Origin of the sequence: Chlorogloea sp. CCALA 695 (genome assembly GCF_003003885.1) — a bacterium.
Classification (GTDB): Bacteria; Cyanobacteriota; Cyanobacteriia; order Cyanobacteriales; family Chroococcidiopsidaceae; genus Aliterella.
On sequence record NZ_PVWN01000059.1, the window covers coordinates 1 to 24,058 of the forward strand.

The following is a 24,058-nucleotide window of genomic DNA, read 5'->3' on the forward strand; positions in this document are numbered from 1 at the left end:
GGAATCATGCAAGCGGATGGAAGAATGTTCTAAATAATCTGCGATTAGTTGTCCAACCACTCTTATTATTTTGGTTAGTTTCTCCTTGGTTAGATATTTTCCCCAACTCCAACTTATTGCTTGGATTTAATTACCTAATTAGCAGAATGAATCAATTCAAACCCTTTTATTCGTCTGGATGAAAGACTTTATTTACTATTTATTGATTTCGGAAACTGACAAAAGAGGGGAATTATGCCGATCTCCAGCTAGTGCTACAGCTATCGAGCGGGCTTGGTTTCCTGCTAATTCCCAAGTATTATCTGTAGGTTTTATACCTTCTGTAACTTGTTTAAATAAAGTTGCTACTTGCTCAATCTCCTGTCTACCTTCAAGACAGTAACGAACTACACCGTAAGTTGTGTCTATCAATAGCCAATTTACTAATCTAGACCAAAAAAGGGAAATATCAATATTGTGACCTGCAATAGTAGCCAGCCAAGCCTGAGGAGAAAAAATTTCTGTTTCTGATTGTCGTAGCTCCAAACCTATAGCTTCAGCAATCTCTGAAAATATAGCATTGCTTGGAGATACCAAAGTAGGGTCAATCATCTTCTTGAGTTGATAGTTAAGGAAGTAGTTATCGTTTTTAGCGTTCATAGCTACTGGGGGTTGTCGGATTTGCGACGATTACAGTTTCTACACAGGGCTTGGGCATTCCAGGCTTCTGTTGAGCCACCTTTTGAATAGGCAGTTTTATGGTCTGCTTCAAAAATTGTAGTGTCGAGGATTGTGCCACAATTTTGACATTTGTAATTGGCTTGGCGGAGAATTAATAACTTTTGATTGTTTGTAAAATTCCTCGGCATTTAATTTTCTTTTTGGAGCTAATCGGTTAAGCAGGCAACTATTAATATTGATTAAACTTTCTTCAATTTTTCGAGGTAGCATCTTCTACATACTACTTACTTAGTAAACATCATAATCTACTATTATTGATAAACAGTTGTTTTCTAAAAACAAATGCCCAAAATCTCCGATTGCGAATCTTGTCTTGTGACTTTACCCATAATATTGCCACTACTGGAATCATAACCTTGCCGTTCTTCTGGCTATAATACTTATTCTTGCGTTAATTGAAGCAAGCTTGTTTCAAGTCAGTGGAATCATAAGTTTGCCGTGAGTCCAGATTGGAAGCGTACGCTTGCCGCGAGTCCTATATAGTTTGCTATGCTTTTGCCTAGTTATCACTGTCGCCCTTGAGACTTCGACTGGTGACCAGTCAGGCGTTGAGCAGGCAACAACAAAACTTGTAAAAGATTGAAACCATAACTTTGCCACCGCAGAATGGAAAAATAAAGCTACCGCTACGGCAAACTTATGGGTAAAGTCACACTGCCTTATGTGCGCCCACGATTCTCATTTAGTCTGTGCTGTTCATCCTAACGGACAAAATAGAGATTCCTGTCCAGACTTCCAGCAAAATCCAGACCTAGAAATAAGAAAATTTGTAGACTTTCTGGGATTGCTACAGCAGGTCGAGAGCGATCATAACTGTAATGAACCATTCAGCAATCCCTTCGCTCTAAATCCTGATGAGGGACAATGGGAGCCAGAGGGGGCTAGTTACTACAACGGCGAATTAATTTTACAAAGGGAGCAACGGGCAAGAGAGGAACAACTGTGGCTTTTGGACAATCACCCATTATTTACTAGCGTTTGTCCTGCTTGCAGATACCATTTCACACCAGCTAATTTATACGTCGTTCATTTTGATTGCCCAAGTTGTGGATGGATAGACGATTCGGTGTAAGTTCGTTTATCCGTAGTGTGAAAAAATCAAAAGTTTCTGTTCTGCTTGATTGCCTCTTCCCTAGAAATTAATTTTATTATAAACGGCAAAAGTCTGGAGGTTCATCCTGCTTTATGCCTTCGTTAGCACTCGGTCGCTTTATCCCTGCTACTCTGTTAACTTCGTGTTTTCAAATGCTGCTAACGTATTAGTAAACTCAGAAGTTGACTCGTAGGGCAGGACATTACGATCAGCTATCTTCACGCCTTCGCCATGAGGCAAGCACTTGAGGTAATCTGCTAATCTTCGCTCTGGAGTATCCTGCTTATTTTTACTAATACTTGACGCGTGATCGCCCATGACAACTAATGTTGGTTGAGTAATTGCGGTGAAAGCTTTTCGATAATCCTGTCGCTAGAAACCAGCTAAGAAGGAAAAGACTGCGTGACGGCTAGCAGGATTTGCCGCACCTAGTGCTAGCAGATCCAACCATTCGCGGTCAACTTGCTCAGTATTTGCAAACAGTTGGCGAGTAGAGAAAGAACTCAAAAATTGCGGTCTTCTAGCATATAAATAAAAACCAGCACCAAGGGGCGAATCTAGCAAATTCCAAGTTAATTTTTGGTTTTTCACTCCTGTTGGTTGAGTCAACAGTGCCATAGCTGGAGGACTAGCCAGTACCACCTTTTGGGCGTTGCACAAGGGAAAGATGATTAGCTAAAAAGCAGGAATAGACCAGTATTTAAGATAGTAGGTTAGAAGACCAATTGAAGCTTCCAGCATCTCAACAGACTTGGAATAACAGAACGTTTGACGATGTAAACGAGCGATCGGGGTGGCGTAAACGAGAATTTTCTCCTTCAACTCTGGTCATGGCTGTTTTACTAACTAGATGGTCACAATCATCAATGAAGCAAGGATAAACCGGATAACCATCGGTAATAAGCTACTAGACATTTAATTGACAACAACTTTATTTCCCTTATTACGAACCTTTCTATTCCAGTTAATTAATAAGTCGCCATTATTAAGTAAGTTCTTTAAGAGTTCTTTAAGTTCCTGTACAGACTGAAATAAGCGATGGGCAATGAACTCTTTGCAGGAATGCCACACTAATTCAACTAAATTAAAGTCTGGGCTATAAGCAGGCAAAAAACCTAAAGGAATATTTGGCATCAATCGCTCTATTTTCTCTAAAACGTCTTGACGTTTGTGAAAACTTGCATTATCCAAAATTATTAAAACTCTTGTCCCTATCCGTTCGTAAAGCTCCGCTCTATTGCCTTGCATCATCCATTCCTGTTTAACAAACTCATTTAGCTTTTCTAACTGTTCAAAAAAACTATCAGCGTTGCCTTTATCGATGAAGTAGCATAAACGTTTCCGGTCATGATGGCGCAGACCTCCCATTACACTTAGTTTACCTTGGCTCCGCTTACCTGCAACTTTTTTCCTACCCCCTCGACGTGTCCAACATTTACGTCTTATTACTCTTAAGCTAAAGCCAGTTTCGTCCCAAAACCATACCTGGAAAGTTTGTGGTGCTACTTCCCCTGCTTTTAAATAAGTCTTTAATTTCTCTTGAAATATCGCTCTTTCTGCCTTGTTTTGCTTTGATTCTAAGCTGTACTTTGCCCAGATATAAACGTAGTTTTTTTTTGCAATATTCGACTAATTTGTTTACTACTTAACTTAATTCCTGTCTGCTGTTCCAGATAAGTTGATAATCTTTCTCCCGTCCATCTACCAAATGCATAACCAAATTCCTTCGGCGGGAGTTCAACAACTTCTAGTAATAATTCAATATATTGCTCTGTAGCTTTTCGGTGATTTCCTTGCTGTCGTTTGTCTTTTAAACTATCGAGTTTGTCTGGGTCACCATGTACGCACCAGTGCGCTACCGTTCGATATCCACAACCAATAAAATTAGCAATTTCTTCATAAGTTTTACCATCGTTTTGAAGTAACAGTATCAAAGCGTGTTCTCTTATTCTGGGACAGTCATTGCCGCGTACTAGCGTTTGCAATCTCTCTTTCTGTTCCAGAAAGGGAAATCCCCTAGCAGGCATTGTCCCCTCCACCCTTTGCTAATTCAATTTTCTATTTTATATCTTTTAAAGGTATATTAGCTTACCAGTAACATCCACCGAATCAGTAGCTGTAATCTGCAAGCTGCCGCTCTTACCTTTACTAGAGGTACTAGCTGATACCTGCGCCCCATTGCTTACTAGCAAGTGCCTCGTGTTAATCGTCAGATCCCCTGCATCCCCACTCTTACTATCTTCACTCGTAGCAAACATGCGACTGGGGTTCCCATTCTGGGTTGAACTCCCGATCACCTTCACCGAATCGGAAGCTCTAATTTGCAAGCTGCCCCCTTTGCCTTCACTCACTATAAGTACTGGTTACTACCTGTGCGCCGTCGCTCACCAGCAAGCGCCCCGTGTCAATCGTTAAGTTTCCTGCATCTCCACTCCCTTCACTCTTAGCAAACAAGCCACTTTCAAACCGCCTGGAGGTACCAATCACATCAACCGAATCAGTAGCTGTAATCTGTAAGCTGCCGCCTTTGCATTCACCGAAAGTACTGGCTGATACCTGCGCTCCATCGCGCACCCGCAAGTGCCTTGTATCGATTATTAAGTTTCCCCCAGTTCCTGTGCCATACACATTAGCAGTTAGGAACGAATAGCTAAGAACAACCTCTGCTACGCTTACCATTACTTCTCCGCCATTTTCTGCCCCCAAAGTATTAGCCCAAATATTGGAGCTTTGTGTCATCTCCAACCGCGCACCTTGAATTTGAATATCACCGCCCCCCTCGCCACTGGCATCCACATACGCCCCATCTGATAGCAAAATATTGCCAAAATCATTAATCGAGTCATATCCTAGGACGAAGCGGTTTCCAATAGGTGTCAAGCTCACTTCTCCCACTCCCGCCACACTACCGAGTTCAATTCGTCCTCCGGCGGCGGTTAGCCTTCCTCCCTCTAAGAGTACATTTCCACCAATCAGCGCTAGGGTGCGATCAGGTTGCACTTGTAACCCTGGGTTTAGATCTGCTGAATTATTCTGACCAATTGCGCCGGACGATCGCGATTGATTGACAATTGGTTGAGCAGCAATGGTATTAAATAAAATAGCTGAGGGACTGACAGTAAGTAAATTACTCGTCTCTGGTTGCGTGGCGCTAAATAGTCCCGTATCGCCTAACCTCACAGCATCCGCCGTCGTGGCTATAAATGAGCCTTGCAGATCTAAACTTGCCTCAGATCCGAACACAATTCCCTGGGGATTAATCAAAAACAAATTGGCATTGCCATTGCCTAATACTCCTAACCGTCCAAAGATTTCCGAACGGTTAGCCCCCGTCACGCGCGAGAAAATGTTCTCAATTCCTGCTGGATTAGTAAAGTAAGCGCCTCGCCCTGTACCAATATTAAATTGCTCAAAACTGTGAAATAGATTAGCGCCGCGAATTGCTCCATTATCTATGCGATCGCTCTCGATGCCTCCGATATTATCGGGTGTAACCACAGAACTTTCCGCACCCAGCGTATTATCTGGTACGACTTGAGCCAAAACACTGCTACCTACTCCTATGGACAACGCTCCAACTAAACACCCACCCCACCAGCTTTTAGCAATCATCGGAGAGTCTCCTTCACATTTTTAGCAGTATACTACTGGAGTTTTTTAATCAGCGTTCTTAGGACGCGAGTACAAAACATTGACCTAATTTCTACAGTAAACATTAAACTGATGAAGTTATGCCTTTACCTGTTGCGCTAAGTTAGTTGCAGACTTATGCAAAGTGCGATCGCACACCTAGGTAGCTACTATTTCCCAACTGTGCAACTTCAAATAAAACAACGCTGTGTTCAATCCTCTTGGAAACTTACCACATCTTACTATGCCAAGCCGATACCGCCGATTCCACGCCTGCGGCTTTCTAATAGTTCTATTTTTGAGCAGTTTCACGCTCTGCTTGGGACTAAATCGCCTTCCCTTCACCGTGCAGGCAAAATGGGGAGAAGTAGCATTAGCGCAGTCTCCCAATAATAGCCAACTGGTACAGCAAGGAATCGAACAATATCGGGCAGGAAATGTGCTTGAGGCGGTCGCTTCTTGGCAAACTGCTTTAACTGCCTATCAAAACACTAATAACCTCGCAAATGCGGCAATTGTGCGCGAAAAACTAGCCCTAGCCTATCAGCAAATCGGTCAATTCGAGAGTGCGATCGCTCTTTGGCAGGAAGCGATCGCCAACTATCGCTCCACCGGAGATTTGGTGAAGGTGGAACGGTTGCTCATCGAACAGGCTCAAACCTACAGCCGATTGGGGCAAAACAAAGAAGCGATCGCGCTTTTATGCGGTGCTGCCGAAACTGATGATAATTGCCTGCAAAGTGAAGGAAGTGCTTTGCATCTTGCCCGAAAATTTAGCGACTTTCAGGGAGAAGCCGCCGCGTTGGGAAGCTTAGGAGAAGCCTATCGTCTTAGAGGAAAGCAGGATAAAGCAGTCAAAACTTTAGAAGATAGCTGGAAGATTATTCAGAATCGTCATCTCTTAGCTTATCGTTCCTCAGTGCTGAATAGCCTAGGCAATGCTTACTTTAGTAAAGCTCAACTGGGCGAGCAGCGTGCTAATTCCGCTCAGTCAAGAGGCGCAGAAACTAAGTCTAAGGAATTTATCGCCAAATCTACTACTGATCTCCAACAAGCTTTAGGCTATTTTGATCACAGTCTGGAGCTATCTCGCACTCAAAATGACCAATCGAGTCAAATGCAGACGTTGCTCAACTTGCTTCAACTTTATTACCGCCCAAGGGATGCAAAATTACTTGATAGCACGGGTCGAGGAGAGCAAGCTTTACAAGAGGCTTTAGTTTTACTTGAGAAGTTACCAAATTCTGTGAATAAAGTTTATGCAGCAATTGATTTAGCCGAACTAGAACAAATTTCTGGTAGTAATTCTGCTTCATTTCAATCTCAATGTCTGCCGCGAAAACTTAACGATTCGCAAGCAACTGAACTCCTGAAAAAAGCTGTTTCCATCGCTCAAAATATTAAAGATTCTCGCTCCGAATCCTTTGCTTTAGGTAAACTGGGTCATCTTTACGAGTGCCACAAGGACTACAACAAAGCCTTAGATTTTACCAATCAGGCAAGGCTCGCCGCCGACCAAAAGCTGCGTGCTAGAGATAGTCTTTATTTGTGGGAGTGGCAGGCGGGACGAATTTTTAAGGCACAAGCGCAAGCGTTGGAGGCAAACAAGGCTTACGAACGCGCGATCGCTACCTTAGAAGATAAGGGAGGTATCCGAGATAATTTGTTAATTGCCCAGCAAGACTTGCAATTTAACTTTCGCGATACCATTAGTCCTCTCTACCGAGAATTTGCCCGGCTGAAGCTAGAACGCGCCCAATTGCTACCTATTGCAAGTTCTGAGTACCAAAAGGAACTGGATATAGCACTCAACGCTATTGATTCATTAAAACTAGCAGAATTGCAAAATTACTTCGGTAATGATTGTGTTTTTGCTGTTTTTGACAAAGAAAGAGTAGATGACTTAGAAACCGAAGATACCGCCATCTTTAGCTCTATTATCCTAGAAGACCGAACAGCTATCGTGGTGAGTTTACCCAATCCTGAAAAGAAGTTCAATCCAAATGCTAAAAAAAGATTGAAAAAGCTAACGTGGATAAACGATAGTCAAAATTTTAGAAAAGAAATCAAAAAATTCCGTTTAGAAATTCAGCAGTTTTATGACCCCACTGATGCTTATTTAATAACAGCACAGAGTTTATATAACTTGATTATTCGCCCTTTCGCCGCCGATTTAGACCCAGCACAAATAAAAACTATTGTTTTCATTCAAGATGGAATCTTACGCAGCATACCGATGGCTGCACTCCATGATGGTCAAGAATTTTTAGTACAGAAATACGCCCTTGCTACCACTCCCGGTCTGCGCTTGACATCTCCTAAACCCGTAAAATCTCAAGGTTTGCGGACACTAGCGATGGGGTTAACCCAAGCAGCGATCGTTGATGGTGAAAGATTTCAGCCTTTGGAAAATGTCACTGATGAACTCAATCAAGTCATTAAGAATTCTTCAGGTAGCAAGAAACTTTTAAATAAACAATTTACTCCTCAAAGCTTAGAACAAGAGCTTAAACAAGCAATCTACCCAATTATTCATATTGCCACTCACGGTCAATTTGGCACTATTCCCGAAGATAGCTTTTTAGTTACGGGTAACAATGAAAAGATTACAATTACTCAGCTAGAAAGTGACATCCGCCGCTTCAGTGGCGGTTCTGAGCCAGTAGAGTTGCTTGCGCTCACTGCTTGTCAAACGGGTATAGGAGATGACCGTGCTACTTTGGGTATAGCTGGTATTACCGTACAAGCAGGTGTCAGAAGTGCTTTGGCTTCTCTTTGGTACGTTGACGATGCTTTTACACAAGAACTCATTGCCAAATTTTACGATAACTTGCGATCGCCCAAAGAGGACAGCGCCTCGCGATCGCCAATGAGCAAGGCAGAAGCACTCTCAAAAGCGCAGAAGGCACTGATTAATCAAAATAAGCAAATTCACCCCGCTCAATGGGCATCCTTTATCCTCGTTGGTAATTGGCTTTAGGACTAAAGAAACCTGGTTAACGCGCACTGCGTGCGATCTGCTGCAAGGTTACAACCTGTTTTTCCGTCGCGTCCCGCTCTTTTAGTGGCAGTTTTGACGTAGTTTTTAGTGCCTCCGACTTAGCCAAATCGTTTAACAAAATTGAACCCAATTCTCCCAGTTTCGATGCTTCAGCTAATTTGAGTGCTTCATCTAGCGCGTCATACCATAAACCTGCTCTAGCATAAATATTGGCTTTTTCCACACCATTTATGGCTTTATTCAATTCACTTTGCAAAATATTTGTGGGCATTCCTACAACCTCCAAACTTGCCTCGCTGACTAAGTCGCCTGATGGATTATCAGGGTCGCAATGAATTACAACTTGCCAGAGATATTCTTTGCCTGGTTGCAACCCTGGTTCGTTCTTGGAAAACGGGGATAACTTCATCACCCCTGGTGAACTCTGCAAAGACATTTTGCGAACTATTTTAGGTGTACCACTTGGAACCCACTCGTAGATCATCAATTCTACTGGCTTGGAGGCAGAGTCGCGAGGGACAAACCAGGCTAAGGTAGGATGCCCTGATATCGTCCGTCCAACATAACTGCGAGAGGCAAGAACGGTTAGCGGCATATCTTCTCCAGAACACCCTCTAGTCGTTCCTCTAGTCGTTCCTGTACCCGATCTGTGGTCAGTAGGAACAGGTTTTTGAGTGCTAGGTTCGTAAACAGCTTTAACTGTTGGTGCAATCAGTGCCAAACTTAGGGTACAACTGAGTGCTAATTTGATGTTGATGCTTTTGTTCGTGAACCACAAGATTGAAATCATAGTATTAGTTAAGCAAACGTTGAGTTAAATAAGAGATACAAACAAGAGTGCGGATGTTTCGTTTATCTTTAGGGCAATTTAATGGTTAGCTTAGTCAAGAATTATTGCTTACGAGACTCAAGATTTAATGTTTTGAGAACTAGGGCTTTGAATCTGCGTCTTAGTTGAGCAAAACCCCAGGTGTTATCTACTAAACACCATGTTAACTGACATAGAGTGCCTTTCTCTTGGAGAGGCTGGCGCTGAAACTTTCCTCTTAATTTTCTTGCTATATTTAGACACTGCTTTGTTCCTCTCCCTTCAGAGTACGAGCGAACTCTAGCTCCATTATCTTTAATGCTTAGAGTGTACCAATTTCCCTCCTGTTTGCCTATAGCACTAAGACGGGTCAATCCTTTAGCGTGTTTGCCGACATTGCATAGTGCTTCTTCCAGAAATTGACAGATATCTCGCTTTTGCTCGCTGTTCAAGTTTTGATCTTTAATCGGATCGAAAGAATAAGCTTTAACTTTGAGCGCTTCAAAACAGGGAAAGCTTCGCTGGAGGGTATGGCTGTAGACTTCATATAAAAGGTCGCGAATTGGCAGCTTTAAATCTAGAATTAGACCGCTACCGAGACGAAAACGTTCCTCTCGCTTTAGGGCTTCTAGCTTCAGGTGTTCACCGACCTCTCGGATTTCGTCATTTAAATTTTTTAGTTCTTCTAGCAATCGATGTTGCTCTAAATCTTGGTCTTGGACGTGCCGCAAAATATTGGCTAATGTTTGTAAAGGGCCATTATGAATTTCCACAAATGTCCTTTCAATAGTGTGTTGGCGGAGCTTGATTTGAGACCTCAAAAAACGTTCGTGTTGATAAAAAGTACTTAAAACAGCCCCATTATTGATCACTAAAATTAATAAAGCTGGTACTACTGGAATCCACCATCCCCAAAGGATGAAGGCATAAGCGATTCCCCCTAAACCAAGGCTGACGGCAGCGACATACACGAAGTTTTTTAAGGGAGATTGAGTTAGCCGACCGAAATAAATGGCTAAAACACCCCAACCAAAAATCCAAAAATATTCCCAACCCTTCGACCAGGTTTGTAAAACGGGTCTTCCGTCAAGAACTGTACTAACAATTTGGCTGACAACCTGGGCATGAAATTCGACACCATAAATTTTCCCCGGTGGCTGCAAATTAGTAATGGCTGAGGTATCGATGAAGTCTTTAATACTAGGAGCAGTCATCCCAATCAAAACGATGCGTCCACTCAAGGCATCGCGCAGCACGTTGGGATTAACCTTTCTAGCTTCGATATCATTAATATCTTTAAGCGAGAGCGTACGAAATCGTTGCCGACCGTTGCGATAATTAACCAGTAGCTGGACTCCAAAATCATCACCGCCCACGTAGCCCCCAGAATTAGGCAAAAAGCGAGGGAGTTCCGTCGAACCAAACCGCATCGCATCGAGATCGCGAATGCCTTTGCTTAGTTCAATGCCTTCAGCTTCGAGATAAGTTTTTGCCAGCAGCAAAGGCAGGGAAAATTCATATTCTTCGCTTCCAGGCGTTCCAAGGAGTGCCCGCCTAACTTTGCCGTCATTATCGGCAAGCACATCGGCAAAACCGATTTGTTCTGAGGGTAAGCCGGGGGGGGGCTTAATAGTAGGGGATATAACTTTTTCAACCGCCACCAGATTTTTGATATCTTTAAAAGCTGTAACCAGTTCGGTATGACCAGGTTCGACAGGTATATCTCTAACAATATCAAGACCAATAACTCTAGGCTTGTATTTCTGCAACGTCCTTAGCAGTTTGGCAATTTCGCGATCGCTTATCGGGTAATCATTTATTTGTTGGATATCTTCTTCATTAATTCCGACAATGACAACTCTTTGGTCGATAGGTTCCAAAAAACGAGCGCCAAGAAAGGAGTCGAGAGTCACCCATTCTAGAAATTGCAGCGAACCACTCAGGCGCAGGAGTATAATCACCCCCAAAGCGACAATTCCTGGTGCTGCTACAGACCAGATCGTAATTCCTTGTTTAAATTTGCTCCAAATACTGGGCAACAACTGCTTCTCCCTTAATAAAATTCTTCAGTCAATAAACCCTTCTTCTCTAGCTCGTTTCTCTGTTTGAATGCGAAGACTTTTGCCATCTTCAGGGTAAACGCCTAGAACGTCTTGAACTTTCTTCCAGTAGCCGCGCACTGCTCTCAGAGATCTGTGCATCCGCTCGGCAATGACTTTATCATCTAATCCTTCTGGAAAAGCGAGATTGAGTAGCTCAATCCACTCTGGCTTGACTTCCCCCCGTGGCATTTTGAGGTCTTTAGTATGGGTTACTCCAATCAGCGCCAATTCAATTCGCTTCAGCATCTCCTGACTAGAAAGTCCTTTATCTGCTACGGTAAACCCTCCTTCGTGAGCATCTATGTTTGGTTTAATCCGCACTAAAGCTTTGATATAGCTGCTTTGCACGACCAGATTGAGGGTGGAATAGTTTTTGATTAAAGTCTTCAAGCTTTTAATACCTTGATTTATTTCGGGAGTGTCCCCGGAAGTTTCTGGCAAGGAAAGATCCATAATAACTAGGTTGGGTTGAAAAGCCTTTACCTGCTGGAGTACGTTCTGGGTTGTTTGGGCGGTGAGGATCTCAGCTTGTGGATAGTGCTGTTTTAACAAGTCGAGCGTTCCACTCAAGATTAGTTCGTGGTCATCTGCTACAAGTATTTTCAACGTCTCTTGTTTGGGTAAATCTTGGCTCATCATTGAAACCTCAAAATGTTAATATATAAAATTTGCTTGAATAAAACCTTTTCCACTTATGCCAACTTGACTGCACAACTGTGCAATTAAGTTAGCTCAGTTGGGTCATTATATATTTTTGCAGCATCAAAATGAAAGGATAATATCTTATTTATTCATTAATATTTCTAAGTAAACTAAGTAGTATAAAAAAGTACGTTGCTAGAATTTTCTAAAAGAGCAAGTGATTAATTAAACTAGGAATAGTTACAGCAGCTAATAACTGTTTGAATAGGAATTGAGCGGACATTGAAAGTTGAGCATTCACGATCAGGCAGCCTTAACGTACAATCTCCTCTACTTTCTGCGACAGAACCTTTTTCGGTGACAGCTAATCTAAAATGATCCTGCGTATATAAATTTCCCATTGTGTGCCTTAAATCATCCTTGCTGATATCAGTCGCTAGATAAATAGAACCGTATTCTGCACAACTCAACAATAAGGTAAATTGCTCGCAGCATTGCATTTTTCATACTTAGCCAACTTTTTGTCGATCTAGAAATACAAGCTTGACTTTGGCAGAGATTTTGAAAATTCAGCGCCAGTTTTGCTGTTTCAATGGTTTTCATAATTTTTCAGTTTTGTTCCGACTTATATAAAAAGGAAATTAGACAAACAATACATATTACAGACTTGTGTTAACCAAATTGCATACTTATGCAATTTGGTTGCTGAGTTGGGTTAATTAATTTAGCACAGAAGGTTAAAGCGTTTCCCTGCTCGATCTTCTAATGTACAAGTTAAGCAAATAGTTACTGAATTACAGCGCTTTCTCAGACTGTTTTTAACAACTTTCTGCAACACGTCTGAAACAGTAAGAGTTTTGTAAGAGGAGCATTATTATGAGGATTCATGTGGCAAAGAAGTTGACTATCAATAGTTCTAGTTCTTTCCAGGAATGCAAGAGCTTCGATAAATATCCTAGCCAGTTAGCTGAGGTAAACAAAGATGGGTGTATTGAGCTTATTGGTTTTGGTTATGACGCTGTTCATCTGTCTCTAGTTCAAGGTAACGTCCAAACGGATTAAATACTTCTCAATAACGTTATCTCTAAAGGAAAATTAACTATGACACAAGAGGAAGCATTAAACATTATCACGAGCGCCTTAGAGCCAGAATCCTTAACTCCACTACAAATTAAGGTTTTTCAGGGAGCTTGGAATATGCTCTCTTACGAAAAGATTGCGTCGGAACTGAGTCATGACTACAGCTACATTACAGACGTTGGCACAGACCTGTGGAAATTGCTATCGCAGAAATTAAAAATTAAGGTGTCAAAAGTAAAGTTGCACAGTGCTCTGGCGCGTTATGCTCAACAAGAACAAATGCGTAACCTATCATCGTCGTCGCAGGGCAACCGAGTAGATTGGGGAGAAGCACCAGATACTTCCCAGTTTTGCGGGCGACAGGCTCAATTAAACATACTAGAGCAGTGGATAGTACAAGGCAATTGTCGAGCGATCGCAATTACGGGCATGGGTGGTATCGGTAAAACAATGTTAGTGGCGCGGTTGACACAGCAGCTTGCTGATAAAGGTATGTTCGATGTTGTTGTGTGGCGAAGTCTTCGGCAGGCTCCACCCTTTACCGATTTTCTCACTGAGCTAATACGTGCGATTTCTCCTGAGCAATCGCTACCACTGCGGCTTGATGCCATGATACGTCAATTGCTAGAGCAGTTGCGCCATCATCGCTGTCTGCTGATTCTAGATAACGTTGAGGCGGTGATGCAGGATGGTAAATTAGTGGGTACTTACCAACCAGGCTACGAAGACTATGGGTGGCTGTTTCAGCAGTTAGGGGCAGGACGGCATCAAAGTACTATTTTGCTGACCAGTCGTGAAATTCCGGCAGAGGTTGCCATCGGGCAAGGACTAACCTCACCAATACGGTTGCTGCGGCTGAAACCTTTGTCGAGCGAGGCAGGAAAAATAATTTTAGCGGCAAAAGGGCTTACTTTTCCAGGAGAACAAGCGCAAGTAAAGGAACTAATTAAGCGGTATCGGGGCAACCCACTGGCGTTGAAAACTGTAGCAACGCCGATAAAAGAGTTATTTAATAGTAAAATTGTAGCTTTTTTAGCTCAAGAGGCTCTGTTATTTACAGAGATTCGGGAATTACTAACACAACAGTTCAATCGTCTCAGTTCTTTAGAACGACAAGTAATGCACTGGTTAGCAATTAATCGGGAACCCGTGACCGCAGCACAGTTACAAGCAGATACTATACCTTCCGTTTCCCTACTAAAGTTGCGGGACGCATTAGTATCGCTTGATCGGCGATCGCTAATCGAAAAAATCAAGCTACCCTCCAAGCCCACAACAAAGATGAAGTTAGATTGCGTTAGCTACACGCAGCAGCCTTTAGTTAAGGAATATGTCATAGAAAAATTAGTTGAGCAGGTTTCCCAGGAAGTGGAGCAAGCAAAGATTATCGACCTCAGAAGTCATGTTTTGCTAAAGGTGCAGGCAGAGGATGTGCGAGGTATGCAGATGCAGCAAATTGTGCAGCCAATTTTAACAAGATTAATAGAGGTACAAGGTGGCAGTGAAAATTTAAACCAACTGCTGAAAGTTCAGCCCTCAGCAAAGATTTACCTCTTAGCAAAAAGAGGTAGAATTCCCACTATCGAGTTATGGAATATTCAATTGGGGTCTTTGCATCTCTTTGCGTGTATTCTAGAAAGAGTCTTAGCTTTAGCCTTTCGAGTCATTGAACCAGAGGTTAACTGGATTTCATTTGTGGCTTTTAGTTTTAGAGAGCAGTGTTTAGGCAATGAGGACGGAACCGTTAAACTCCAAGACTTGCAGAGATATACCCGCCCAGTTGTGAGTATCAGCTTTAATCCTCAAGAGAATCTGCTCGTCAGTAGCGGTTTCGAGCAGACTGTCAACCTATGGAATTTACTAACAAAAATAGCGCTTGTTACTCTGCAAGCGCTAAGGAGTCCGATTCCAGTAGCCTTTGCTCCAGAGGGGAAAATGCTTGTCAGCAGCAGTAAGGATGGCACAATTTGCCTCTGGGATAGCTTTACAGGTAACTGTTTAAAAGTGTTGAGTGTCGAGCGTCCTTATGCAGAAGCGAACATTTCAGGCGTGACGGGATTAACGGATGCACAAAAAAAGATGTTGCGCCTAGCATCCGCAATACAGCTTTAGCTAGGGCAAATTAGCACGACGACCATTAGCTTTTTCAGTTTTTATAGAACCAATTTGTTACACCTAAACAGAACTTTTCCGAACAAGCTTATAACTTTCGCCAGAAAAAGTACCGAACTACTTTAACCATCTTCATTGATATAACTGAAAGCAGTAATTTCGGTAGTCAGGGAGCCGAAGCTTAGATAAATCATGGAAGAATGTAATCTTTTCATTAAGACGAGGAACCATGAGACTTTTCTCTCTGGATATTTTATACGAGTATTATCTGTTTCAACCTGAAGCTGTTCCCCGGTTGGTGTCAGAGTTACGCGATCGCGTTAGGTTTTACAGTCAACACATGAACTCGCCAGAGTGTTTGTTAGAAATCAACTCCTCGAAGCCGCGTTCGAGGGGTTATCTAAATAATCGATACCATCTTAGCAAGCAGAATTATCAACATCAATGCCTGCGGAGATTTCAGCATTGGCTTCAAAGTCTTATTAATTGGTTACCACTGAAGCTTGATAAATGTATCACGTTCAAGCAGCCTCACCTGGATGTGCAACCTAACTAATAACTTAACCGACAAGGAGTGTTAACTATGAAATTTGCCTCTCGCCGCAAAGCTTACGAAATTCCTGCTCCAATCAATCATGGTTCTGATTCTATGGAGCAGCCCAAAATCAAACTCACTTACAACGGTAATACCTTCGACCATATTCCGCGTCCTCCTGTGGTGGTTTCTGAAGAAGATAAAAAAGACTGGTCAACGGTAAGTCTAATTTATCGAGGAAATGTTTTTGAACGTAAACTCGCACCCCCCAAGCCCTATCAAAAGCCTCGTGCTATCAACGTTGGAGATTTGAACAGCCGTAGATCGGCCCCCTAGCCCCAAGATTGAGGGAATTTAGGGGGCGTTCCAAAAATAGTGCTTGTAATTCTTGGCACAAACGTCTACTTCAGAGCGGCTCTTAGCAGTCAAAATATGAAAAAACAACATCCATTCTACGAAATCCTTGCCAAAGAAATCGCCTATGTGTTTGATAATCCTGAGTTTGAGAATCCTGTAGACGAGTTTCTTCATCCTAGAGGGTACATACTTGACCAATCTTTTGACAAGCCAAATACCGGACTTCGCGCCTTTGGGTTGCTGCCAATTACTGCCCAGAAAACACCCATACTCGTGTTTGGAGGTTCAAGCAAAGCGATTGATGACATTAGAAATGACCACCCCAAAGGAATTGGATTTAAGCAATTTATTGAAAATCGCCATGAGATCGCCGCATGGCTTTTCGACATCACGCAAGCAACTCGCCAAAAACCAAACATTGTAGGACACGCTTTAGGAGGTGCGATTGCTCAAATCGTAGCAACAGAACTGATTGATTGGGTTGGAGAAGTTATAACTTTCAGTTCTCCAGGCACAAGTCGGGAAATTGCCACTCAATTTGTTCAAAACGGAGGAGCTAACTTGAGCGTTACGCACTACATCATAGATGGCGACATTATTAGTCTTGCCGGAGAAGCTTTTATAGCTGGAACAGCAATTGTTCAATGCTTTACTGAGTGTGCAATTAAACCATTCTACAACACAGACAAGCCTCAGACAATCGGGCGCTTGTTGAGCAATCCTCCGCTTGGTTTTACTCAAACTGAAATTTCAGTTAATGCTTTAAATCATCCTGCCTTTACTTTCTTCAGTCCAGACTACCTAGAATTTTTGGCGGCATATTACGCCATCAATCCTGAAGTAGCATTGTGCCTCACCTCAAGGGGTAAGTTTGAAGCCTTAAGACAGTCAGGTTTTTCTTTGCAAAAAATTTCTTGTTGATGCGGTTAGAGGAATTAGCTTTTAGTATGCTTGCCTATGCAAGAAAAATTTGCTCTGTGCGCCTCGCGACATAATTGCTGTTGCTGCAATTGCATTTTGAGCCACAGCCGATAAAGTACTGACGAGCAACACTTTGAAACGTCATCCACACAACAAACTAACAGATATCTAAGACAGGAGCGAGATATGAGCGAACAATCAAAACATCTTCAGTCTAAAGATGTTTCTCAATCGGTGCAGGTGTTGCGCTATCGAGGAGTGTTTTACATTCGAGAAAAGCGATTGTCTAATTTGAGACGAGCTAACGCTAAAGTAGAGTATCTATTAAATGACAGTACACAGTTAGAAGCAAGCCAGAGTAATTTTGCAATACCTATTGAACCCATGGGCTACTTATACAAGCTCTACTGCATGGGCTGGAAAAATGGCTCCCTTAAGTGCTTTCCTGTCCTACAACACTGGTTGCTTAGTATCTTTTTTTGCTATCGAAGAGGGTATAGTCAAGGATTTGAGTGGAGGCAGCAGAAAAAATTGAAAGTATGGTTTTGACTGGGGTGTATATAGCTAGACTCAATTTTAGGATAACTATAGTGTAAGCAATCTTTACTCAAGCCATTGGATTAGTTTTAGCAGAAAATCAACGACTGCTGGATAAGCGATCGCTTATCCAGCAGTCGAGCAACTGGCACAAAAAATTATAGATGTCGAGCGAATCTTTGTCATCGGTGAAGGTGGTAGCGGCTTGGCGATCCCGATGGCGGCAATGCGATTGATGCATTTGGGCTGCCAGGTTTACGTCGTAGGTGGAGCGCCATCTTCCGGTTGAGCAAATTGAAGTAGGGAAGCAGAAAACTCAGACAATTGAGCGTAAGCATCTGAATTTGAGAACGAGGATTAAGCGACTCGTGCGTAAGACAATTTGCTTTTCGCTCGTCAGAATTGATGCATGACTTGGTGATTGGACTATTTATCAATCGCTATGAGTTTGGTTTATCGATATAAATCAAAATAACAAATCTAAGACACTACCAAAACACGATCGCACAACATCATTGCGTCTACGAAATTTTAGCAACAGAAATTGCTTACCTATTTGACAATCCTGAGTTGGAAAAAACTATCAATAAGTTTCTCTATACTAAGGGGTACAAGCTTGATCGAGCTTTTAATGCTCCGAACATTTGATTTTGCCCCTTTGGACTGCTACCAGTTGCTGCAAAAAAAGCGCCCGTACTCGTATTTCGAGGTACAAATAAAGCAATTGATGACATTGATCGCAATCGCGATCAAGCGCTCGGACTTAAGCAATTTATTCAGCATCAAGATGAAATTGCAGCCTGGCTTATCAACACCATGCAGATAACTCAGCAAAAATCAGTCATTGTCGGACACGCTTTAGGAGGTGCGATTGCTCAAATAGTAGCTACAGAACTAAGCGATTGGATTGGTGAAGTAGTAACTTTCAGTTCTCCTGGCACTAGCCGCGAGATTGTAACTAAATTTCTGCAACACGGGGGCGCTAAGTTGACTGTTACGCACTACATCATAGATGGCGATATTATTAGTCTAGCAGGAGAAGCCTTTTTAGCTGGAAAAGCTATTGTGCAGTGCTTGCACGAGCGTTTCATTAACCCACTGCACAACCTAGACAAGCGCCAAACTTTCTGGCGATTGTTAAGCAATCCCCCATTAGACATTACTCAAACTGAAATTTCAGTACAAGCTTTGAGTCATCCTACCTTCACCTTCTTCAGTACAGACTACCTTAAATTTTTAGCAGGATATTACGAGATTGAGCCTGAAGTAGCATTGTGCCTTACGTCTAGAGACAAGTTTGAAGCTTTGAGAAGATCCGGTTTTTCTTTGCCAAAAATCTGGTTTTAATGCGATCGCGCGGTTAGTTCCAATTAAAATCGTCCGGTTGGTTCCAGCGCGATCACCGATGCGGCAACGAGTCCGTGATTTTCCTGTACCCACCATCGAACCCACCTTGAGCCAGAGTATACTCAAACTGTTGCTCCGGTTGCTAGAGTTTTAATATACTGCTGCGGAGTGATTCAACCCTCAGAGATCCAGTTAGCAGCAGTCTGTCGTTTCTAAGCGATCGCGTTATTCAATTACTTGCTTAGTTGTAGTGTCGTTTGAGTTAGGTTTCCGCTTGGAACACAACCGTTCTTAGCACTGAAGGGAACTATTGCGAACAACTTCCTACCTTTTACCCGAATAAGTAGCGAATTTTAGCACTTCTTCATTGATACCCCTCTTTTATCACTTTCGGAAAATTAAAATCTGGAAACTTTTGTGAATAAGGATTTTGGCAAAGTTGACATAAGTGAATTTATCTGTTGTGAAATTAAGCTTGAAAGCCTTACATTACAAGCTTGTTCAAGTCTTGGTTTATTTTGTGCTTACCCAGAGTGACAAATGAGGGATACAGCAGATTGCAGGTTTATCAAGTACAGTAGCAGTCAGCAAACCAGTTGCGTAGATGGAGAGGATTAACTAAATTAAGTGCAGTAGCAATGATCGTATCAACCATCTTTGTGGAAGTGGGAGAGAACTGACGTAAAAAAGATTTCAGTTGTGACCACCATTGTTCAATGGGATTAAAATCTGGAAGGACATTTAATCTGCACAAAAAGAGAGCTAAAGACCACATTGTAACGCTTGTAAAGATGTAACTTAAATGTTTCTCAGATTACTCTGACTAGAACTTTTATTTTGTGTAAGGTTTAAGTGTTCCAATTAAGAGTATTATCTTAAACTCGGTTGTTGCTGAATTCAGGTAAGAAATTATTTTGCGATCGCATGGCACTTGAGGCGACTGCATCAAGTAACGAATGCCTTCACAAGTTGTATGCCAAAGGCTCCAGCAGCAGAAGCCTGTGAGAAAAAAGGCGCTGAAGATATAACAGGTGATTGTGACCAATTTAATCATTGAGAGAAAATAGAGTAAGGCATGGCTAAGTTTAATTCAAAAAAGCTTGCTCAGAAATTTAGGGTTACTCAACAAGAACGGAGGCTGCTTTAGAGTTTAGAAATTGGCAGGCAGAAATAGTTTTTCTGATGAATGACTGCTCCGACACGACGGCAGCGATTTCCAGAAATTCAAAATCTGTTCTCCCGTCTGTTGAGGATGAAAGTATGGGAAGAAATAGCGTCCACCTGGACATACCCAAAGTTTTGATGTATCTTCACTACAGTAATACTGCCAACTGCGGAGTTGGTGTGGATCGACTACAACATCATCTACACTCCCACACACTAGCAACGGCACTTTTACTTGAATTGGTATCAAGTTCAAGCACTTGACAAGACTATGAGGAGACAGCGAATCGTCAAGATCCTGTCCTAAAATCTTTACTAGCGTTTTTGTCATAGGTTTAGACGAGCAACCAAACAATATATCTACCATACGAGTCAACAAAATCTGACGGCTACAGGGTAAAAGATGGCGCTGGGTGTAGTAATATGTCTGCCAATCTAGAGCAGGATAGGCACCAACGGACAGTAACGTTAGCGATCGCACTCGTTCAGGATGCCTTTGGGTATACAGCAACGCCAACAGTCCACTGATTCCATGACCAATGAGATGGATGGGGCGATCGTGGTGTTTCAAATAGTCATGCAGCAACGCCAATGCAATGTCGAGGGAACAAGGTTCATCTGGTGAGAGTTGATATTCCCACTGAGCAATTGGAGTATGCTGTGTGAGGGATTGCAGCAATGGGCGATTGAACACTTGCAGATGCGGACTAGCGCTCAGGCAAACAACTTCGGTCAAATTAGGCATGATTATTTTGGTATAGGTTGATTTTGCGTGCACTTTTCACTCTTTGCGCGAATTCTATTTAGTAAGCATTCCGTAAAACTGGCAGCGAAAAGACAATTTACTCAAGGAGTGAAAACCACTGCCAATAGTGAACGGGCAGGTCATTAAAGTCAGTGACTTTTAAAACGCGGAGCGATCGCTCCGTCCCAGTTTTGAATTTTGCGAATATCTGAAACGGATGGTTTAACTACCCTCGCCCATAAAGGAATCAGCCGTGTTTCTTGAATTTTACCCACAGTTGCTTTTGTTCTGGTCATCCCCCCTACACTCCAAACTCTCGCTTCAGTTGCGTAACCCAGGTGTTAATGCGCTGATTAGTTAGTTCAGACTGGTTATCTTCATCGAGCGCTAGTCCGACAAATTTGCCATTTTTGACTGCTTTTGATTCGTTAAAGTCATAGCCATTGGTTGACCAATAACCAACCGTAGTGCCACCCAATTCACAAATCTTTTCTGCCAAAATGCCCATCGCATCCTGGAAATTGTCGGCATAACCAATCTGATCGCCGGGTCCAAAATAGGCAACCTTCTTGCCACTGAAATCGATGTTGTCTAGCTCGGCATACAAGCCTTGCCAATCGGCTTGCAGTTCACCAATGTTCCATGTGGGGCAACCGACGATCAGATATTTATAACCCTCCAGTTCAGCAGTTTCAGTATCCGCCGCATCGTGTAGTGTTACGACATTATCGCCACCGAATGCTTTTTGAATGGTTTCGGCGATGGTTTCGGTGTTGCCAGTTTGAGTGCCAAAAATTAAGCCAATTTTAGTCATATCAACTCCTTACTAATTGTGGACAGAAAAATTTAAGCTACAACGTAATTGCCCAAGCTTTTTCGGGTAAACCTAAATTGGACTCGCAACGACTGAGCAAAAAAACGAGACTAGTCTGTGTCTGCAACGTATAAGACATCTGCGCTGGAATGAAGATAAACCGTCCGGGTTCGAGGGGAATAATCTCTTGATTTAATGTCAAACTGCCGTATCCTTCTAGCACCGCGATCGTTACATCCTTTTCATCACATATTTCTATTAGTTCAGTCTTTGCACCTAAACTCATTACATTCTGTTGATACAAGGTTTGCTGTCCGTGGGTATATTCAACAATCTCAAAATTAATTACTTGCTCAGAGGCAGGATTGAATAGCAATAGCTGGAGATGAAACGGTCGATCAATAGCCGTAGTCTGAACCATCATAAATGCCTGTAGATAAAAAAACTTTAGAAACGAACTGCCTACGGTTGAGGAGATAAAAAACAACTGTAAACAGAACAGCAATTCACAATCGTTAATCGAGCATTTCCTGCCCACCAAGGAACAGTTTCAAGTGCTTGAGCCTTCGTTCTGACCATGCAAGATATTCTCCTAAATTAGGTTATTGAAAGTCTAAAGCTTATTGACAATATTACTCAACTAACTTGGAGGCATCCTAACATGACTATTCCCAGCTTTTCTAGTTAAGGATCGTTAAGAAATATTAAGGCAACAGTGTCTAAACAAAGGCTAAACCATGATTCTCCTGGTTTCTTGAATAAATGCAGCTTAGTCATCAACATAGCTACCGTTTTTAACTAAATACAAGCCAAGTGTAGTTAAGATAGCCCCAATTAATCGTATTTTTCTTTTCTCTGCTATCTCCTCTCGCATAAAATTTGATCGCTAGTTGCAAATAGTTCTTAGATACCCTATAGTTATTTTTGAAGTTTATCAGGAACATATATCAATAATGCTGAAAGTTGCTGAGGGTAATCAGAGTGTGAGGAGTATAGGTAAGACAACCATAATTTAGGCTTCGTTTGTTACAGGTTTTATTTGGTTTGGCGTTTCTATAGAAGCGATCGCTCAAACAGTTCCCAGTTTGGAGGAACAAAGTAATTCTGTTGGTCGGCGACTAGGCGATGCTCCAGCAACGAAAGAAATTCCCCTCCTAAGTGAGGTAAAGCGTCCACTCATTAGCGCTCAACTATTAGTGCAGTCGCCAACACCAGAAATTGTCCAAGTGACAGCAAGCTAATCCCACCGAGCAAGGTGTGGAGGTGATTTTACAGACGACTGTTGGAGAATAGTTGACTGTGGTAAATCGCAGTAGTGGCAATAGTTACATTGCTGATATCCCTAATGCTCAACTACTCTTGCCTAATGGCGAGGCGTTTGCATTTCGCTCTCAAAAGCCGATTGCGGGTATTACTCAGATAACTGTCACTAACGCAAATGCTAAGACTATCCGGGTGATTTGAGTATACCAACAGTCAAGTTGTTTGACAGTTCTGAGGAGGGTTTGATTTTTGGCGTTGTTCGTGGGGCAGCTTCTACGCAGCAGGAAACGACGCAACCAGAGGAGCAAATGCCAGTAATGCCTGAAGCCGTTGAGCCAGGAAGTGAAGTACAGCATCGACGTGACAATTGGCGAACTGCGCTTAACTTCAAAAATCTATTTGACATCAAATACTACAACTCTTAGGGATTCTTGCTTTACCCTGGAGCGCCTTCGACTGTCCTTGGTTCAGTATCAGTTGAATTTTGATGCAATGCTTAGTGCATTGATCCAACCCTGTAATTAGTTACTAATTCAGATTTTTCTCATGTAATTTTCAGGAACATATCATGAAAAATTTTCCTAGTTTTTGTCTAGCCGCGATCGCTACTTTGTTAATCGCCAATGGACTGGCGCAAGCACTTGAAACTCAGATCATCTCCCCGAATGCCTATAAAGTTCCTTATCTAGGATTTGATGGCGTTTTTAATTTGAATGCAGAACAGGAATCTGTAAAAGATCCGCGCAAAGAGAAAGTAATCGCCATCTCCAAAATGGAGAAGTTCACCTTTTACAAAGATGTAGCCAAAAAAACACCAATTGCGCGGGACTGTCATTATACCTACATGGGTGCAGCACCCGATCCTAAGTATTACTCTCAGGTCAAAAGCGCCGTTTGGGATTTGTTTGAGTTGAAGCCGGAAGAAAAACAGGATTTGCGCTGCAACAAGTTCAAGTATGTTGCTCTCACTGCACCCCATGATCAACCGATACATATGCACTTTCGGTATGGTGATGAGCAATCAAACTTTGAGGCACTTTTGAAGATGAGTAATGATCGCGCAGAACCCACTAAATTTAATCCTTGGTTCGCAACTTATTGTGGTGGTGGTAAGCTGATAGACATTTAACTTGTAAGAACTTTATTTCCTTTATTACGGAGCTTTCTATTCCAATTAATTACTAAGT

28 protein-coding genes and 3 pseudogenes are annotated in these 24,058 nt (G+C 42.3%); 15 read left to right on the forward strand and 16 right to left on the reverse strand.

Features of this window, described 5'->3' with window-relative positions:
• Window positions 1-182: pseudogene (locus C7B70_RS20615) on the forward strand (IS701 family transposase); the annotation flags it as partial.
• A 13-nt stretch (window positions 183-195) separates the two neighbouring features.
• Here the strand turns inward: C7B70_RS20615 and C7B70_RS20620 are convergent.
• The gene (locus C7B70_RS20620) at window positions 196-639 is read right to left on the reverse strand and encodes a hypothetical protein (protein WP_106370853.1); all 444 of its coding nucleotides are present in this window, start codon (window positions 637-639) and stop codon (window positions 196-198) included.
• 2 nt (window positions 640-641) lie between these two features.
• Entirely contained in the window at window positions 642-848 is a 207-nt protein-coding gene (locus tag C7B70_RS20625) for an HNH endonuclease (protein ID WP_106370854.1), read from the reverse strand.
• A gap of 533 nt (window positions 849-1,381) precedes the next feature.
• Between C7B70_RS20625 and C7B70_RS20630 the strand changes: the two genes are divergently transcribed.
• Window positions 1,382-1,792 carry a hypothetical protein gene (locus tag C7B70_RS20630; protein ID WP_106370855.1) on the forward strand — a complete coding sequence of 137 codons (411 nt, stop codon included), beginning with the start codon at window positions 1,382-1,384 and terminating at the stop codon, window positions 1,790-1,792.
• A gap of 147 nt (window positions 1,793-1,939) precedes the next feature.
• On the opposite strand, the gene C7B70_RS27180 is transcribed toward C7B70_RS20630, so the two are convergent.
• From C7B70_RS27180 to C7B70_RS20655, 6 genes and pseudogenes are all read right to left on the reverse strand, one after another.
• On the reverse strand, window positions 1,940-2,131 hold the full coding sequence (locus C7B70_RS27180) for a hypothetical protein (RefSeq protein WP_199192413.1): 192 nt from the start codon (window positions 2,129-2,131) through the stop codon (window positions 1,940-1,942).
• 54 nt (window positions 2,132-2,185) lie between these two features.
• Window positions 2,186-2,455 (reverse strand): hypothetical protein, encoded by a 270-nt coding sequence (locus C7B70_RS27185; protein WP_199192414.1) that lies wholly within the window; start codon window positions 2,453-2,455, stop codon window positions 2,186-2,188.
• 33 nt (window positions 2,456-2,488) lie between these two features.
• Window positions 2,489-2,714 (reverse strand): annotated as a pseudogene (locus C7B70_RS27190) (IS1 family transposase); the annotation flags it as partial.
• Between the two features lie 14 nt (window positions 2,715-2,728).
• Window positions 2,729-3,840: pseudogene (locus tag C7B70_RS20645) on the reverse strand (IS630 family transposase).
• A 45-nt stretch (window positions 3,841-3,885) separates the two neighbouring features.
• The gene (locus C7B70_RS20650) at window positions 3,886-4,071 is read right to left on the reverse strand and encodes a hypothetical protein (protein ID WP_146134111.1); all 186 of its coding nucleotides are present in this window, start codon (window positions 4,069-4,071) and stop codon (window positions 3,886-3,888) included.
• A gap of 85 nt (window positions 4,072-4,156) precedes the next feature.
• Window positions 4,157-5,425, reverse strand: a complete 1,269-nt coding sequence (locus C7B70_RS20655) for a filamentous hemagglutinin N-terminal domain-containing protein (RefSeq protein WP_106370857.1) — start codon at window positions 5,423-5,425, stop codon at window positions 4,157-4,159.
• 262 nt (window positions 5,426-5,687) lie between these two features.
• Between C7B70_RS20655 and C7B70_RS20660 the strand changes: the two genes are divergently transcribed.
• Window positions 5,688-8,423 carry a CHAT domain-containing protein gene (locus C7B70_RS20660; RefSeq protein WP_106370858.1) on the forward strand — a complete coding sequence of 912 codons (2,736 nt, stop codon included), beginning with the start codon at window positions 5,688-5,690 and terminating at the stop codon, window positions 8,421-8,423.
• Between the two features lie 16 nt (window positions 8,424-8,439).
• On the opposite strand, the gene C7B70_RS20665 is transcribed toward C7B70_RS20660, so the two are convergent.
• The 3 genes from C7B70_RS20665 to C7B70_RS20675 form a co-directional block, all read right to left on the reverse strand.
• On the reverse strand, window positions 8,440-9,234 hold the full coding sequence (locus C7B70_RS20665; protein ID WP_106370859.1) for a DUF928 domain-containing protein: 795 nt from the start codon (window positions 9,232-9,234) through the stop codon (window positions 8,440-8,442).
• 101 nt (window positions 9,235-9,335) lie between these two features.
• A complete protein-coding gene (locus C7B70_RS20670) occupies window positions 9,336-11,291 on the reverse strand; it encodes a CHASE2 domain-containing protein (protein WP_199192415.1) in 1,956 nt (651 codons plus the stop codon).
• A 27-nt stretch (window positions 11,292-11,318) separates the two neighbouring features.
• On the reverse strand, window positions 11,319-11,993 hold the full coding sequence (locus C7B70_RS20675; protein WP_233221021.1) for a response regulator: 675 nt from the start codon (window positions 11,991-11,993) through the stop codon (window positions 11,319-11,321).
• Window positions 11,994-12,872: 879 nt separating this feature from the next.
• Here C7B70_RS20675 and C7B70_RS20680 point away from each other — a divergent pair.
• The 6 genes from C7B70_RS20680 (at window position 12,873) to C7B70_RS20700 (ending at window position 17,550) form a co-directional block, all read left to right on the forward strand.
• Complete coding sequence (locus tag C7B70_RS20680; RefSeq protein ID WP_106370862.1) at window positions 12,873-13,058, forward strand: hypothetical protein; 186 nt, start codon at window positions 12,873-12,875, stop codon at window positions 13,056-13,058.
• Window positions 13,059-13,097: 39 nt separating this feature from the next.
• The gene (locus tag C7B70_RS20685; protein WP_106370863.1) at window positions 13,098-15,188 is read left to right on the forward strand and encodes an NB-ARC domain-containing protein; all 2,091 of its coding nucleotides are present in this window, start codon (window positions 13,098-13,100) and stop codon (window positions 15,186-15,188) included.
• Between the two features lie 229 nt (window positions 15,189-15,417).
• Window positions 15,418-15,744, forward strand: coding sequence for a hypothetical protein (locus tag C7B70_RS26080; RefSeq protein WP_146134112.1), 327 nt, complete (start codon window positions 15,418-15,420; stop codon window positions 15,742-15,744).
• 27 nt (window positions 15,745-15,771) lie between these two features.
• Window positions 15,772-16,059, forward strand: coding sequence for a hypothetical protein (locus C7B70_RS20690; RefSeq protein WP_106370864.1), 288 nt, complete (start codon window positions 15,772-15,774; stop codon window positions 16,057-16,059).
• A 96-nt stretch (window positions 16,060-16,155) separates the two neighbouring features.
• Window positions 16,156-17,001, forward strand: coding sequence for a hypothetical protein (locus C7B70_RS20695; RefSeq protein WP_106370865.1), 846 nt, complete (start codon window positions 16,156-16,158; stop codon window positions 16,999-17,001).
• 186 nt (window positions 17,002-17,187) lie between these two features.
• Complete coding sequence (locus tag C7B70_RS20700; protein WP_106370866.1) at window positions 17,188-17,550, forward strand: hypothetical protein; 363 nt, start codon at window positions 17,188-17,190, stop codon at window positions 17,548-17,550.
• An 88-nt stretch (window positions 17,551-17,638) separates the two neighbouring features.
• Here the strand turns inward: C7B70_RS20700 and C7B70_RS26510 are convergent, their stop codons facing one another.
• A complete protein-coding gene (locus C7B70_RS26510) occupies window positions 17,639-17,779 on the reverse strand; it encodes a hypothetical protein (protein ID WP_158260537.1) in 141 nt (46 codons plus the stop codon).
• Window positions 17,780-17,804: 25 nt separating this feature from the next.
• Between C7B70_RS26510 and C7B70_RS20710 the strand changes: the two genes are divergently transcribed.
• Window positions 17,805-17,951: an IS1 family transposase gene (locus C7B70_RS20710; RefSeq protein WP_199192416.1), complete on the forward strand. Its 147-nt coding sequence runs from the start codon at window positions 17,805-17,807 to the stop codon at window positions 17,949-17,951.
• A gap of 250 nt (window positions 17,952-18,201) precedes the next feature.
• Window positions 18,202-18,885, forward strand: a complete 684-nt coding sequence (locus C7B70_RS20715; RefSeq protein WP_106370867.1) for an Mbeg1-like protein — start codon at window positions 18,202-18,204, stop codon at window positions 18,883-18,885.
• A 1,150-nt stretch (window positions 18,886-20,035) separates the two neighbouring features.
• On the opposite strand, the gene C7B70_RS20720 is transcribed toward C7B70_RS20715, so the two are convergent.
• The 4 genes from C7B70_RS20720 to C7B70_RS20730 form a co-directional block, all read right to left on the reverse strand.
• Window positions 20,036-20,827 carry an alpha/beta fold hydrolase gene (locus tag C7B70_RS20720; RefSeq protein WP_233221022.1) on the reverse strand — a complete coding sequence of 264 codons (792 nt, stop codon included), beginning with the start codon at window positions 20,825-20,827 and terminating at the stop codon, window positions 20,036-20,038.
• 116 nt (window positions 20,828-20,943) lie between these two features.
• Window positions 20,944-21,090 (reverse strand): hypothetical protein, encoded by a 147-nt coding sequence (locus C7B70_RS26515; protein WP_158260538.1) that lies wholly within the window; start codon window positions 21,088-21,090, stop codon window positions 20,944-20,946.
• A gap of 5 nt (window positions 21,091-21,095) precedes the next feature.
• Window positions 21,096-21,608 carry a flavodoxin FldA gene (fldA, locus tag C7B70_RS20725; protein ID WP_106370869.1) on the reverse strand — a complete coding sequence of 171 codons (513 nt, stop codon included), beginning with the start codon at window positions 21,606-21,608 and terminating at the stop codon, window positions 21,096-21,098.
• Window positions 21,609-21,645: 37 nt separating this feature from the next.
• Window positions 21,646-22,032, reverse strand: coding sequence for a hypothetical protein (locus tag C7B70_RS20730; RefSeq protein ID WP_146134113.1), 387 nt, complete (start codon window positions 22,030-22,032; stop codon window positions 21,646-21,648).
• 661 nt (window positions 22,033-22,693) lie between these two features.
• Between C7B70_RS20730 and C7B70_RS27960 the strand changes: the two genes are divergently transcribed.
• The 4 genes from C7B70_RS27960 (at window position 22,694) to C7B70_RS20740 (ending at window position 24,000) form a co-directional block, all read left to right on the forward strand.
• Window positions 22,694-22,849, forward strand: coding sequence for a hypothetical protein (locus tag C7B70_RS27960; RefSeq protein ID WP_233221023.1), 156 nt, complete (start codon window positions 22,694-22,696; stop codon window positions 22,847-22,849).
• 58 nt (window positions 22,850-22,907) lie between these two features.
• Window positions 22,908-23,072: an AMIN domain-containing protein gene (locus C7B70_RS27965; protein WP_233221024.1), complete on the forward strand. Its 165-nt coding sequence runs from the start codon at window positions 22,908-22,910 to the stop codon at window positions 23,070-23,072.
• On the forward strand, window positions 23,069-23,296 hold the full coding sequence (locus C7B70_RS27970) for a hypothetical protein (protein WP_233221025.1): 228 nt from the start codon (window positions 23,069-23,071) through the stop codon (window positions 23,294-23,296). Before C7B70_RS27965 ends, C7B70_RS27970 begins: the two co-directional genes overlap by 4 nt.
• A 143-nt stretch (window positions 23,297-23,439) precedes the next feature.
• The gene (locus C7B70_RS20740; RefSeq protein WP_106370871.1) at window positions 23,440-24,000 is read left to right on the forward strand and encodes a hypothetical protein; all 561 of its coding nucleotides are present in this window, start codon (window positions 23,440-23,442) and stop codon (window positions 23,998-24,000) included.
• Window positions 24,001-24,058 lie beyond the last annotated feature (58 nt).

Excerpts from the sequence above, each read along its gene's own strand:
- C7B70_RS20675 (WP_233221021.1), bottom strand. The coding sequence starts at position 11,993 with ATGATGAGCCAAGATTTACCCAAACAAGAGACGTTGAAAATACTTGTA.
- C7B70_RS26515 (WP_158260538.1), bottom strand. The coding sequence starts at position 21,090 with ATGACCAGAACAAAAGCAACTGTGGGTAAAATTCAAGAAACACGGCTG.
- C7B70_RS20685 (WP_106370863.1), top strand. The coding sequence starts at position 13,098 with ATGACACAAGAGGAAGCATTAAACATTATCACGAGCGCCTTAGAGCCA.
- C7B70_RS20700 (WP_106370866.1), top strand. The coding sequence starts at position 17,188 with ATGAGCGAACAATCAAAACATCTTCAGTCTAAAGATGTTTCTCAATCG.
- C7B70_RS20680 (WP_106370862.1), top strand. The coding sequence starts at position 12,873 with ATGAGGATTCATGTGGCAAAGAAGTTGACTATCAATAGTTCTAGTTCT.
- C7B70_RS20655 (WP_106370857.1), bottom strand. The coding sequence starts at position 5,425 with ATGATTGCTAAAAGCTGGTGGGGTGGGTGTTTAGTTGGAGCGTTGTCC.
- C7B70_RS27180 (WP_199192413.1), bottom strand. The coding sequence starts at position 2,131 with ATGGGCGATCACGCGTCAAGTATTAGTAAAAATAAGCAGGATACTCCA.
- C7B70_RS20740 (WP_106370871.1), top strand. The coding sequence starts at position 23,440 with ATGAAAAATTTTCCTAGTTTTTGTCTAGCCGCGATCGCTACTTTGTTA.
- fldA (WP_106370869.1), bottom strand. The coding sequence starts at position 21,608 with ATGACTAAAATTGGCTTAATTTTTGGCACTCAAACTGGCAACACCGAA.
- C7B70_RS20650 (WP_146134111.1), bottom strand. The coding sequence starts at position 4,071 with ATGTTTGCTACGAGTGAAGATAGTAAGAGTGGGGATGCAGGGGATCTG.
- C7B70_RS20660 (WP_106370858.1), top strand. The coding sequence starts at position 5,688 with ATGCCAAGCCGATACCGCCGATTCCACGCCTGCGGCTTTCTAATAGTT.
- C7B70_RS26510 (WP_158260537.1), bottom strand. The coding sequence starts at position 17,779 with ATGCATCAATCGCATTGCCGCCATCGGGATCGCCAAGCCGCTACCACC.
- C7B70_RS20690 (WP_106370864.1), top strand. The coding sequence starts at position 15,772 with ATGAAATTTGCCTCTCGCCGCAAAGCTTACGAAATTCCTGCTCCAATC.
- C7B70_RS20665 (WP_106370859.1), bottom strand. The coding sequence starts at position 9,234 with ATGATTTCAATCTTGTGGTTCACGAACAAAAGCATCAACATCAAATTA.
- C7B70_RS20620 (WP_106370853.1), bottom strand. The coding sequence starts at position 639 with ATGAACGCTAAAAACGATAACTACTTCCTTAACTATCAACTCAAGAAG.
- C7B70_RS26080 (WP_146134112.1), top strand. The coding sequence starts at position 15,418 with ATGAGACTTTTCTCTCTGGATATTTTATACGAGTATTATCTGTTTCAA.
- C7B70_RS20630 (WP_106370855.1), top strand. The coding sequence starts at position 1,382 with ATGTGCGCCCACGATTCTCATTTAGTCTGTGCTGTTCATCCTAACGGA.
- C7B70_RS20625 (WP_106370854.1), bottom strand. The coding sequence starts at position 848 with ATGCCGAGGAATTTTACAAACAATCAAAAGTTATTAATTCTCCGCCAA.
- C7B70_RS20730 (WP_146134113.1), bottom strand. The coding sequence starts at position 22,032 with ATGATGGTTCAGACTACGGCTATTGATCGACCGTTTCATCTCCAGCTA.
- C7B70_RS20695 (WP_106370865.1), top strand. The coding sequence starts at position 16,156 with ATGAAAAAACAACATCCATTCTACGAAATCCTTGCCAAAGAAATCGCC.